General features: G+C 58.7%; 9 protein-coding genes. 6 read left to right on the forward strand and 3 right to left on the reverse strand.

Annotation, left to right across the window (positions count from 1 at the left end; genetic code table 11):
- Window position 1 precedes the first annotated feature (1 nt).
- Window positions 2-502 carry an acetolactate synthase small subunit gene (gene ilvN, locus ABEA08_RS08190; RefSeq protein WP_345334807.1) on the forward strand — a complete coding sequence of 167 codons (501 nt, stop codon included), beginning with the start codon at window positions 2-4 and terminating at the stop codon, window positions 500-502.
- Between the two features lie 199 nt (window positions 503-701).
- Window positions 702-1,124, forward strand: coding sequence for a VOC family protein (locus tag ABEA08_RS08195; RefSeq protein WP_345334808.1), 423 nt, complete (start codon window positions 702-704; stop codon window positions 1,122-1,124).
- A 205-nt stretch (window positions 1,125-1,329) separates the two neighbouring features.
- Here the strand turns inward: ABEA08_RS08195 and ABEA08_RS08200 are convergent, their stop codons facing one another.
- Entirely contained in the window at window positions 1,330-1,896 is a 567-nt protein-coding gene (locus tag ABEA08_RS08200) for a xanthine phosphoribosyltransferase (protein WP_345334809.1), read from the reverse strand.
- A gap of 281 nt (window positions 1,897-2,177) precedes the next feature.
- On the opposite strand from ABEA08_RS08200, the gene ABEA08_RS08205 reads away from it, so the two are divergent.
- Window positions 2,178-2,378, forward strand: coding sequence for a cytoplasmic protein (locus tag ABEA08_RS08205; protein ID WP_345334810.1), 201 nt, complete (start codon window positions 2,178-2,180; stop codon window positions 2,376-2,378).
- Between the two features lie 32 nt (window positions 2,379-2,410).
- Here ABEA08_RS08205 and ABEA08_RS08210 read toward each other — a convergent pair whose 3' ends face one another.
- A complete protein-coding gene (locus tag ABEA08_RS08210; protein WP_345334811.1) occupies window positions 2,411-4,735 on the reverse strand; it encodes a carbohydrate binding family 9 domain-containing protein in 2,325 nt (774 codons plus the stop codon).
- 107 nt (window positions 4,736-4,842) lie between these two features.
- The gene (gene cysZ, locus ABEA08_RS08215) at window positions 4,843-5,607 is read right to left on the reverse strand and encodes a sulfate transporter CysZ (RefSeq protein WP_425557344.1); all 765 of its coding nucleotides are present in this window, start codon (window positions 5,605-5,607) and stop codon (window positions 4,843-4,845) included.
- Between the two features lie 144 nt (window positions 5,608-5,751).
- Between cysZ and smc the strand changes: the two genes are divergently transcribed.
- The 3 genes from smc (at window position 5,752) to ligA (ending at window position 12,419) form a co-directional block, all read left to right on the forward strand.
- The gene (gene smc, locus ABEA08_RS08220; RefSeq protein ID WP_345334813.1) at window positions 5,752-9,210 is read left to right on the forward strand and encodes a chromosome segregation protein SMC; all 3,459 of its coding nucleotides are present in this window, start codon (window positions 5,752-5,754) and stop codon (window positions 9,208-9,210) included.
- 28 nt (window positions 9,211-9,238) lie between these two features.
- The gene (zipA, locus tag ABEA08_RS08225; RefSeq protein ID WP_345334814.1) at window positions 9,239-10,315 is read left to right on the forward strand and encodes a cell division protein ZipA; all 1,077 of its coding nucleotides are present in this window, start codon (window positions 9,239-9,241) and stop codon (window positions 10,313-10,315) included.
- Window positions 10,316-10,385: 70 nt separating this feature from the next.
- Complete coding sequence (ligA, locus tag ABEA08_RS08230) at window positions 10,386-12,419, forward strand: NAD-dependent DNA ligase LigA (protein ID WP_345334815.1); 2,034 nt, start codon at window positions 10,386-10,388, stop codon at window positions 12,417-12,419.
- The last annotated feature ends 109 nt before the right edge of the window (window positions 12,420-12,528 follow it).

The raw sequence follows: 12,528 nt of genomic DNA on the forward strand, positions 1-12,528 counted from the left end.
TATGCCGAGAAGTATTGTATCTGTCCTGCTGGAAAACGAGCCGGGTGCCCTGTCCCGGGTGGTGGGTTTGTTTTCACAGCGAGGCTATAACATTGAATCCCTCACCGTTGCACCGACCGACGACGCAACCTTGTCACGACTGAATATCACCAGTCATGTGGTGGATGATGCCAGCAGAGAGCAGATAGAGAAGCAGCTGCATAAGCTGGTCGATATCCTCAAGGTGAGTAACGTGTCCAGTGCCGATCATATCGAGCGCGAGTTGATGCTGCTGAAGGTGAAGATCAGCGGTTCGGGCCGGGATGAGGTCAAACGGATGTCCGATATCTTCCGTGGTCAGGTTGTGGACGTGACGGCGAATCTGTTTACCGTGCAACTGGTCGGTAACTCGGCCAAACTCGACGGTTTCCTCACGGCCATGGCGGATGTGGCGGAGATCATCGAAGTCGCTCGCAGCGGCGTGGTGGGGATCGCGCGGGGTGATCGGGTACTGCGCCCCTAATCTGCCGTCCGAGTGACAGACTCTTTTCAATGCCCGTTGGTGATGCCAACGGGCATTGTTGGATCTGGAGGTGCACGTTGCGACGACGGTGCTCATCGACCAGCATCAAACGGCGGGAAGATCACGCATTCGCGTGTCGTGCCGGCCAAGATCCGTTAGCTTTACGGATGAGGATCGGTATAACACGGAGGCGAGCGCAATGATCCGACTCGAGCACGTCAATTTGGTGGTGAGAGACATCGACGCCATGGTGCGGTTCTATCAGGCGGCTTTGCCCCATTGGCGGATCCGCGGAGCGGGGGAAGATCAGTGGCAGGGCAAACCCCGCCGCTGGTTGCATCTGGGCGATGACTACAACTACCTGACCTTCAACGATAACGGAGAGGGCACGAACCGTGATCTGGCCGGGCACTCGGTGGGCTTGGCGCACTTTGCCTATGTGGTGGATGATCTGGCGTCGGTGATCGCACGGCTACAGGCGGGGGGGTACGCCATCGCCAAACCGGGCGCGGAAGACCGCTACCGCCAAAACGTGTATTTTGTCGATCCCGCGGGATTTGAGGTCGAATTTGTGCAGTACTGCAGCGATCTGCCCGAGCAGCGCAATCGCTATTCTGATTGAATGACAGCATGCGCGATGGACCGCGATGTCCACTGCTGAGGGAAATAGAGCCGTACTTTGCTGATCGCAAAGGCGCGGGCACTGGCATGGCAGGATGATCTGCTACGCCACGCGCTGGGACGGTGTGCTTTGAGTGTTGGGCGCAAGTGTGGCTGTAACGAAAAAACCGAAGCGAGAGGCTTCGGTTTTTTTCATGAACGCTGGTTTAGACAAATTCGATGCCATGTTCAAGCGACTTGAGCCGGGCCAGTGACAGGATCTCAAAGCCCTGCTGCTCGGCTAAGGCGCGGCCTTGTTGAAAGCTCTTCTCGATGACAATGCCCAAGCCAACTAACTCTGCGCCCGCTTGCTGGCAGACGCTGTTCATGCCAAGGATCGCCTGACCGTAGGCCAGAAAGTCATCGACGAACAGCAGGCGTTCGCCGCGGCTGATGTGGTTCTTGTCGCAACTGAGTGTGTATTCGGTATTTTTGGTAAAGCTTTTGACGCTCTCGGTATAGAGCGCGCCATTGTCGAGCGTGCTCTTGGCTTTCTTGCATACCACCAGCGGCAGATCCAGCGCCAGCGCCGTGAGGATCCCGATGGCGATCCCGCCGCTTTCAATGGTGATCACCTTATCGAGCTGATGATCTCGGTAGTGATCGGCAATGGCGTTGGCACACCAATTGAGCAGCTGTGGGTCGATCTGTTTGGTCAGGAAGGCGCTGGCATCGAGCGCGGCCGCACTTTTTACGACGCCGTCGTTTAGGATCCGTTGTTGCAATGGGTTCATCATATTCTCATTGTCGGCAGGGTGCAGAAACCGTGAGGGGATGATGTGCTGCAACGGCAGTGGGAAGTGTAGTGTCCAGGTTATGGCCCGGACGTAGAGACAGCTGGCCCCATCGCCAACCTATACAGCTTCAACCTCTCAGTATTGCCGGCGCATTCTAATGAGCCTGCGCGGATTTGCAATTACTCAGGTCGTAATTTGTTGATTCGGCACCGCCAATCCAAGCTTGATGGTGGTACAGTGCTGTTTTTACAGTGATACCAAGACAAACAGGGAGTGATATGGCTCTGAATCTTACCACGCCGCCCCCGGCGGATCTGTCGCTGGGCTCGGTGGGCGTCAAAGTCGCGCAGTTGTCAAAGCAACAACAGCAGGTTGAAGGGGCGATCGCCCTGCAGTTGATCCAAGCCGCGTTGCCGGAAGCGCTGCCCGTGCCAGCGCCGACCGAGCGCGCAGGGCAACACATTAATCTGCGGGTGTAGCGTCGCAGCCTAGGGCTGTGACACTGTGCTGATCAGAGCAGCCAAGCGTAGCTGAATTTGGCAAAGAGCGTTCGGCTGTCGCTACTGAGATCGCGAAATTCATCGTCGCTGAACTGGCCTTCACCATAGCCCAGGTAGAATACGGTTTGCGGATTGACCTTGTAGCCATAGAGCAGCTCGGCCGACAGTCGCTCTGAGTGCCTGTCGACGCGGTTGTAGCGATACAGCGCGGGATCGCGCTCTAACTGGGTATAGATGGCGGTCATGCGGATAAAGGCTCGGACGGTAAACTGCCAATGGAGCCGGAGATCGCTCAGATCGGCGGCGAAGAGCTGGCCGCCCGGCACGTCTAGGGTGCGATGAATATGGCTGGCGTTGAGGCTGATGGAGGCGTGCGGCTTCCAATTGACCCAGCCGTTGATCTGAAAGACCTCACCGAGTTGGTTGTTGGCGTAGTCGATATCGTCACCAATGCGGATATTGGCGCCAAACTTAAGGGGTTTCACTGGCCTTAATTCGCCATACAGGCCGAGCCAAGTTTCGTCGAACATGGGGGCATTGTCTTTGAGAGCCAAGTTACTGGCATCCTGACGGCGACCGGCGATCTCACGGAGTCCGCCATACAATTCCACAAACAGCTCGTTACGACCGGCGACGAAGCCGGAGAATTCGATCTCCTCCTCCAGCTTTTCGCCGGCGATGTTTTCACTGCGATCGACATCGCCCCCCAGTTGGATCTTGTGGAAGAAGTGATCCTGCGGATACCAGATGTAGCCGCCACCGATCGCCCCCTTGGCAAAGTCGACCTGATCGATAAAGCCCAGATCGGCCCGAAATGCCTCGTCGATGCGCTCGTAGTTGGCGTAGCCAAACAGATGGCGGGAGTTGTGGTACAGCGCCACCCGCAGCAGATCGCCTTTGAGGGTTTCGCCGACTGGCAGGCGCAATACCTGCTCGTTGTAGTCACAGTCGCCAAAACTGCATTCGACCTTGTCGGGTTGATCGCACGGCGTGTCGCCGCCACAAAACTGATCGCGAAGAAAATCGGGATAACGAGTTTCCGAGCGAACATACAATGCCTTGATCTTGTTTTGAGCTGTGATCTCCCATTGGCCATCGAGTCCCACTACGCTGTTTTGGTAATCTTTACTGCTACGGAAGCTGGCGATGGAGCCCAGGCTCCAGCTCGCCGTGCTGTCATACAGGTAGCGTGCGGCAAAGTTGTCACTGCTTTGGCCCAGCTCGGCGATGCTGGAGGAGAGGTTGCCGGGCACGAGGAAATTGGTTTTTTCATCCTTGGTTTGCAGTAAGCCAAACAGGTGTTTGCCCCGCTGGCCGGTGATCTTGGTGCCGTATTCTGGCGACGCCAGATTACGGGTGTTGATCAGATTGCGTAGGGTTTCGAAGTAGTCGGCATTGTCGAGATAGAACGGCCGCTTTTCCGGATAATACAGGGCGAAGGTGGTGTTGACGTCCAACTGGCCGGAGTCGGCCTCAACCTGAGAAAAGTCTGGATTGATGGTGGCGTTGAGCAGCGTGTCTGGGGTGATGGCCCAGCGCAGATCCAACGCCGGCTCGACGCTGTCATCACGGCGCCATTCATCGTCTGGGGTCGGGCGACTCTCGTGGCGCGACAGCGCCAACGAGGGGGTGAGCTGGAGTTGTTGTCCCGGTTTGGCGCCGGCCAATCCGGTCGCTAAGCCCATCTGGCAGAGACGGCAGGATTGGTTGCGACTGACGGGCGTGGCGGACAAGCGATACTGATTCTCGCGCGGGTAGAAGCGGACTAACTCAATGCCCCAGCGCTGCTCATCGAGTCGGTCGTTGAAGCTGAACAGGCGCAACGGCAGGGCGATCTCGACCTGATACCCGCTCGCGGTGATCTGGCCGGCGCTTTGCCAGATCCCATCCCACGCTTCGCTTTCCCGCCCGGTCAACTCGTTTTCAATGCTGTCGAGCTGGACGCCATAAGGGTTGACGAAAAACTGATAAGCCAGCCGGGCTTGATCCCAGGTGTCCAGTTTGATGCCAACCAGATCATCGCCCCAGATCTTGTCTCTGTCCGTCAGCTGTGCCCGGATCCGGCTTGGATCGGGATCCTCGGCAATAAAGGCCACATACAGTGTCTCGGCGTTGGCGATCACCTTGGCGGTGGTGCGCACCGGTGCTGGGGTGTTCTCGCCCGGATCGTTTTGCAGCGTCAGATCGACCACGGTGGCATGTTGCCATAGCGGATCGGACAGATCGCCGTCGATCTGGGTCTGCAACTGGGTGTCGGCGATAACGATGTGGTGGCGCTCGGCCAGGGCCACACTACTGAGCAGTAGGCAGAGCAGCCCAACCAAAGGGTTTAACATCCTGTATAACCACGGTTTGTGTGAGATGTCGCTATTGTGCCAGCGCTAGCCGTGGCGGGGAATGGCCAATGTTGCCAAAGTGTTAATCTTTATTTCTAAGACGGACTCTATTCCATCCCGTAGCGACCATGCACGGCTTTGTATTGATCGACCCAGAGGGCGGTGGCTCCGCAGATCGCCACCGGCATTAGGATCAGGTTAACGAGTGGGATCATCGCCATCAGTGCGGCACTGGCACCGAAGGTAAAGCTGCGCCAGCGCTGCATGGCGATGGCATTGCGCATCCGTGAAAACGGCACTTTATGGTTATCGAACGGGTAATCCAGGTATTGGATGGCCATCATCCAAGCGGTAAAGCCGAACCAGATCACGGCGCCCAGACCCGGCACAAACAATAAGATCAGCAGGAACACCAGGGCTCGGGGCAGGTAATACCACAGCTTGGTCCACTCGCGCCCGATCAGCCGGGGGGTGTCCTTGACCAGATCCAGTAATCCGCCGGTATCCAACGGTTTGCCCGTCAGCTTTTTCTCAACCTGCTCTGCGAGCAGGCCGTTAAAGGGCGCGGCGATGAAGTTCATGATGGCGCTGAAAGCGAACGAGGCACTGACTAACACGGTGATCACCGCTAGGGGCCACAACAGAAAGTCCAACCAGCTCAGAAAATCCGGCAACCAGGCCATCAGTTGACTGATCCAGCCCTGCAGGCGTTGAAACAGATAGTAGAAGGCCAGAGAGAACAGCAGCAGGTTAATACTCAGTGGCAGCATGACAAAGCGGCGCAGGCCGGGTTGACGTATCAACTCGAATCCTTTGACAAAGTATTCAACGCCGCTGGCGCCTTGAGGCAATATCCGTTGTTCCATAGTCAATCGTTCTTTTTCCCATCGATGAGTCCATTGTGTTGTGATCCGCTCCACTGGGTCAACATTCTGGTCATTTCAGGCTGTTACAAAACATTGTGGCCGGTGGTACAGTGGCGGTCAGTATCACTAGACGAGACGCGATCGCGCCCCATGCGGCTGAAACTCATTAAGCTGGCCGGCTTTAAATCCTTTGTCGATCCCACCAAGGTTCCCTTTCCTGATCAAATGACCGCCATTGTCGGGCCAAACGGCTGCGGCAAATCCAATGTGATCGACGCGGTGCGCTGGGTGCTGGGTGAAAGCAGCGCCAAGAACCTGCGCGGCGATGCCATGACGGATGTGATCTTTAATGGCTCCAGTGGCCGTAAGGCGTCGTCGGTGGCCAGCGTCGAGCTGGTGTTTGATAACAGCGAAGGCCGTCTGCAGGGGCAGTACAACAGCTACGCCGAGATCTCGGTTAAGCGCCAGGTCAACAGCGACGCGCAATCCAGTTATTTCCTCAACGGCGCTAAATGCCGCCGCCGTGATATTACCGATCTCTTTATGGGCACCGGCCTGGGCCCCCGCAGCTATGCGATCATCGAGCAGGGCACGGTGTCTCGCTTGATCGAATCCAAGCCGCAAGAGCTGCGCGTTTTTATCGAAGAGGCGGCAGGGATCTCCCGTTACAAAGAACGGCGACGGGAAACGGAAAATCGGATCCGCCATACACGGGAAAATCTGGAGCGGCTGGAGGATGTCCGCATCGAGCTGGGCAGCCAGATCGAGCGATTGCGCCGTCAAGCCGATGCCGCCCGGCGTTACCGTGAGCTGAAGATCACCGAGCGGACCTTGCAAGGCGAGTTGCTGGCGCTGAAGTGGCGCGAGCTGTCGGCCAAGATGGCCGATCTCGAGGGAAAGATCGCCGAGCTTGAGTTGCAGCGAACCCAGCAGGAAAGTGCGTTTGCCGGTGATGATGCGGCGCTGATCCAACTTGAACAACAAAAAGCCGACATCAGTGCCGAGTTGGAACGTTGTCAGCAGCAGTTGTTTCAAAGCAGCGGGGCAGTGACCCGACTGGAGCAGCAGATCTTGCATGCCCGTCAGCGCGCGCAGCAGTTGGAGGAGGAGATCCGCCGAACCCGCGAACAGCTCAGTGGCAGCGAAGCTCAGCTGCAGATGCTGGCCGAGGAGCAGCAAGCGCTGGCCGATTCGCTGGCGATGCTCGAGCCGGAATGCGAGACCTTGGCGATGCAGCAGGAGGAGCTTGAGTGTCAGCTGGAGGTGCAAGAAGCCCGGGTCGAGCAAACGCAAACCAGCCGCGAGCAGCGTCGGGAGAGCCGCGAACAGGCTGAGCGGGCCCGGCAGGTCGGTCTGGCCGAATTAGCCGGGTTGGGCCGCGAACGGCAGCAGCTGGCCAGTCAGCAACAGCGCCTGAGTGCGCAATTGACGCAATGGCAGCCGGAAGCTCAGGCGGACAGGTTGGCCGAATTGACCGAACAGCATGAGCTGGCGCAGCTGGAGAGTGAGGAGGCGCAGGAGGCGGCAGAGCGTGCTACGGCGTCGTGGGAGCAATCCGAACAGGCCCGCGATACGCTGCGCGCGACGTTGAATGAACAACAACAGCAGCTCAGTCGGACCCAGGGGCGAGAGCAGTCACTAACCACCTTGATCGATGCGCGTCAGCTGACGTTGCCTGCGCCTTTCGACGCCTTGCCTCGGGCCTGGCAGCAGCTCACCATTGAGCCTGAGTGGGCCTCGGCGGTCGAGCAGGTGCTGGGCCATCGCATTCAGGGCGTGATCGGCGCCGAGCACGCCGATCTGCCGCCGGGCTTGACCCGCTTTCGTCCAGAGCCGGCCCAGCCAGAGGCGGGAGCGCGCGATTGGCCGCGTTTGCTGGATCGAGTCCAATCGCCTTTTAACCTTTCGCCCTGGTTGTCGCAGATCTATTGTGCCGATTCGAACGCGCAGGCGCAGCAGTGGTTGGCGCAATGCCGGGCGGAAGAGTCCGTGGTGCTGGCTGACGGTCGTTGGCTGGGGATCGGCTTTGAGGTGAGTCCGGGAGCGGCGGACGAGAAGCCATTGACGGCGCTGATCGGCGAGCTCGAAGCGACCGAGCTTGAATTGGAGCGGTTAAGGGGCAGCGTCGCGTCGAGCCAACAACAGATGGCGCAGGCGCAGCAACAGATCGCGACGGATAAGGAGCTGGCTCGAACGGCGCAGAGCCAGGCCAATCGGGCTCGGGAGCAGGCACTGAAACTGCGTGGCGAAGTGCAGCGCCTGAGTGAGCGCTTGGTGCAGCAGGCACAGCAACGCGAGCTGCTGACGCAGCAGCAAGAGGAGCTGACGTTGCGCCTGGAGGAGCTAGAGCAGCGCGGTTTTGCGCTGGAAGAGCAGCTTGAGCAGCAGGAGATCCAAGCCGACAAGGCGAGTGACGCTCTGGCGCTGTTGGATTCGCAGTTGGCTGATCAGCGACAAGATCTGAAACAGCAGCAAGCGCAGAAGGCCCAATTGGGCCAGCAGTTGCAGCAGTTGCAGTTGCAGCGCCAAAGCCAGCAGGCACGCTTACAGGGCATGGACGAGCGCCGCGAACAGGCGCGCCTGGCGGCCAGTCAGTGGCAAGAGCGGATCGAGCAGGCACGCGAAGAGCAGGTGGCGTTAGCTGAGCCGCTGGTCGAGTTTGAGTTGGAGCTGGACAGCCAATTGGAGGCCCGAACCGAGCAGGAGTCCGCGCAAGCCCGATTGCGGGATGCGCTGGCGCAGATCCAACAGCAGCTTTCGGGATTGACCGACAACCAACGCGGTCAGCAGCAGCGGATCCAGGCTCTGATCGACCACATCAATCGCCATCAGCTGGAGCATGAGGGCTTGCGGGTGCAGGCGCAGGGTCAACTCGATCTGTTGGCGGAAGCTGAAACCCCGCTCAAGGGCATTTTGGAGAACCTGAGCGCCGAGGCGGCGGTGGCGCAATGGAGCGCCGATCTGGAGCGGGTGAAGGAGCGGATCCGGCGTTTGGGTGCGATCAATATGGCGGCCATTGAGGAGTATGATCAGCAGACCGAGCGCAAGCGTTATCTGGATGAGCAGGATGCGGATCTCAATCAGGCGCTTGAGGTGCTGGAAGCGGCGATCCGTAAGATCGATCGGGAGACCCGTAGCCGCTTCAAAGACACCTTTGATAAGGTGAATGCCGATCTGTCGATGTTATTTCCCAAGGTGTTTGGCGGGGGCAGCGCCTACCTGGCGTTGACCGGTGATGATATGTTGGAGGCGGGCGTGACCATCATGGCTCGTCCTCCCGGTAAGAAAAACAGCACGATCCACCTTCTCTCTGGTGGTGAAAAGGCGCTGACGGCTTTATCATTGGTGTTCGCCATTTTCCGACTGAATCCAGCGCCATTTTGTATGTTGGATGAAGTAGATGCACCGTTGGATGATGCCAACGTTGGCCGGTTCTGCCGGCTGGTTAAAGAGATGTCAGAAACGGTACAGTTTGTGTACATCAGTCACAACAAGGTCAGTATGGAGATGGCAGATCGCCTCACCGGTGTGACCATGCATGAGCCGGGCGTGTCTCGGATCGTTGCTGTCGATATAGAAGAGGCCGCTGCTATGGCCACCGTCGGATAGTTAGGGGTACCACACCACTATGGATGACATGCGTATTGTATTTATTGTCGTAGGCCTTTTGGCCATTGTCGGTTTATGTGTTCATGGCTTTTGGTCGCTGCGGCGCAATACGCCGGCCCGAAACCGTCGCACTAAGGTGACCCGCAATAAGCCGCGGATGGCAAAGATAGACACCAGCGATGTCGCACTCGATGAAGGGGTGATCGGACCGGCTCGTACCATTGAGCCGGTACCCACAGCTGGCGTTGAGCGGTCTCAGCCGACCCCCTTGGTGACGCCGCCTGCGGCGCCGGTCCAGCCAAGCCTGTTGGATGAGGACCTGCCCGTTGCGCCAGCCTCCAGTAAGCCCAGGGCGGTGCGCTCGCGCGCGTCTCGGCAGGAACCGACGCTGGGCAGTGAGCAGATCGAGCTGGGACTTGATCCATCCGAGCCGCTAGAGTTTGAGGTGCGGGAGCAGCCCACGGCTGAACCACATCCACAACCACAACCACAACCACAACGACAGCCACAGGCAAGCGAGTCTGCTCTCGGCGCCCGTGTTGATGAGGCGGCGCCAAGGGTTGAGATCGAACCTTGGCGTGAGCCCGAGCTGGGTGGAAAGTCGTTGATCGCAGAGGCGCCTTTGCATGACGTGCCCCATACCGAGGCGCTGGCACAGAACCAGGCGCCGGAGCCGGTCGATCATCAGCCGGTTGATGTGTTGGTGCTGCATGTGGTGGGGCGCAACGGACCTATCTTAGGTGAAGAGTTGTTGCCAAGCCTGACCACCATGGGGTTCAAGTTCGGTGAGATGGATATCTTCCATCGTCATCAGCATACGGCGGGCACAGGGCCTGTGCTGTTCTCCTTGGCCAGCATGGTCAAACCGGGCACCTTCGATCTGGATCGGATGGAGCAGTTTCGTACCGAAGGCTTGGCCCTGTTCATGACATTGCCGACCCACACCGACGCGCGGGTGGGATTCTCCATCATGTTGGGCAGTGCGCAGGGACTGGCGGATCTGCACGATGCGGAGATCCTCGATGAGCAGCGCGCTCCTTGGACTGACGCAGCCGAAGCGAACTATTTAGCGCGGATCAAAGCGGCCGAAACCGAGCCAGCCTGATCCCATTACTATCAGAGAGGCCGCCAAGGGCGGCCTTTTTTCGGTCATCATGGCCTGATTGGATATCGATATGAGCAACACAGTACAGCAACGCATTGATCAACTCTGCGATGAATTGAATCTCCATAATCACCAATATTATGTATTGGACAACCCAACCATTCCGGACGCGGAGTACGATCGACTCTTGCGGGAGTTGCAGCAACTGGAAGCCGACAATCCCCAGTGGCTGCGAGCAGACTCGCCCAGCCAGCGTGTGGGCGGCAAAGCGTTAGCGCAATTCAACTCCGTTGCCCACTTAAAGCCGATGCTGTCGTTGGACAATGCCATGAATGAGGCCGAATTTTCGGCTTTTCATCAGCGGCTGGCTGAGCGTTTGGGGACGACGGAGATAGCCTACTGCGCCGAGCCGAAGCTGGATGGTATTGCGGTCAGCCTGCTGTATCGAGATGGCGTGCTTGAGCGCGCGGCGACGCGAGGCGATGGCATGACCGGTGAGGAGATCACGACGAACGTCAAAACCATCGGTTCGGTGCCGTTGCGATTGCAGGGGGACGACTTTCCGGGCCTGATCGAGGTGCGGGGGGAGGCCTTTATGCCAACCGCAGGCTTTGAGGCGATGAACGCCAAGGCCCATGCTGCGGGCGACAAGACCTTCGTCAATCCGCGTAATGCCGCGGCAGGGAGCTTGCGTCAATTGGACAGCAAGATCACCGCGTCCCGTCCTTTGGCATTTTATGCCTATGCCATGGGCGTGGTGGAGCAAGAGCGCGCAGCATTGTCCGATAGCCATCATGGCCAGCTGCAGCAATTGAAAGGCTGGGGACTGCCGGTGTCGCCTTTGGTTGAGCAGGCCAGTGGCGAACAGGGCGGCCTGACCTATTTCCGCCGCGTCGGTGAAGCCCGCGCCAGTTTGCCGTATGAGATCGACGGGGTGGTTATCAAGGTCGATAGTCTGGCGCAGCAGACGCAGTTGGGTTTTGTCGCCCGGGCACCGCGCTGGGCCATCGCCTGTAAGTTCCCGGCTCAGGAAGAGCTGACGGTGCTCAATGGGGTGGATTTTCAGGTGGGGCGAACCGGTGCTGTGACGCCAGTGGCCCGGCTTGAGCCGGTCTTCGTGGGCGGAGTCACAGTGTCCAACGCCACCTTGCACAATGCCGATGAGATCGCGCGTCTGGGTGTGATGATCGGCGATACCGTGGTTATCCGCCGCGCGGGGGACGTGATCCCACAGATCGTCTCTGTGGTTGAAGAGCGACGTTTGGCGGACGCCCAGCCGATCGAGATCCCACAAACCTGCCCAGTGTGCGACTCCAAGGTTGAGCGCTTTGAAGGGGAGGCGGTCGCTCGCTGCTCCGGTGGCCTGTTCTGTGAAGCCCAGCGTAAAGAGGCGATCAAACATTTTGCCTCGCGTAAGGCGTTGGACGTCGATGGCCTAGGCGATAAGTTGGTGGAGATGCTGGTCGATAAAGAGCTCATTCGGACTCCGGCGGATCTGTTTAGCTTGTCGGCCTCGGCGCTGACCATGTTGCCTCGGATGGGGATGAAATCGGCGCAAAATCTGGTGAATGCTTTGGATAGCGCACGCACCACGACTTTGCCACGATTCCTCTACAGCTTGGGGATCCGCGAGGTGGGTGAGGCAACGGCGGCCAATCTGGCGCGTCACTTTAAGACCTTGGATGCACTGCAGCAGGCTTCGCTTGAGTCTTTGATGGAGGTGGATGAGGTCGGCGAGGTGGTGGCCAAGCACGTCTACTACTTCTTCCGTCAGCCTCATAATGTCGAGGTGCTCACCGCTTTGATCGATCCGCTTGGGGCGAACGTGCATTGGCCGGCGATCGAGGAGGTCGCCGCCGATCAGCAACCGCTGAAGGGGCAGACTTGGGTCTTGACCGGCACCATGAGCCAGATGGGCCGCTCTGACGCCAAGGCCGCGCTGGAGCGCTTGGGGGCCAAGGTCTCTGGTAGCGTGTCAAAAAATACCACGACCTTAGTGGCCGGCGAGAAGGCGGGCTCTAAGCTGACCAAGGCGACCGATCTGGGCGTTGACGTCTTGGATGAGCAGGGCTTATTGGATCTGCTGGCGCGTCATAACGCGTGATCTCATCGCTGCGAAAAGGCCCGGTACACGTCAGTGTGCCGGGCCTTTTTGTTCGCTGAGGGCTGCTCTTCCCTTGGGTTATGGCAGCAGCCTGCCGCAAGGGCTAGCG

It is taken from the genome of Ferrimonas pelagia (assembly GCF_039543565.1).
In the GTDB taxonomy this organism is placed as follows: Bacteria; Pseudomonadota; Gammaproteobacteria; order Enterobacterales; family Shewanellaceae; genus Ferrimonas; species Ferrimonas pelagia.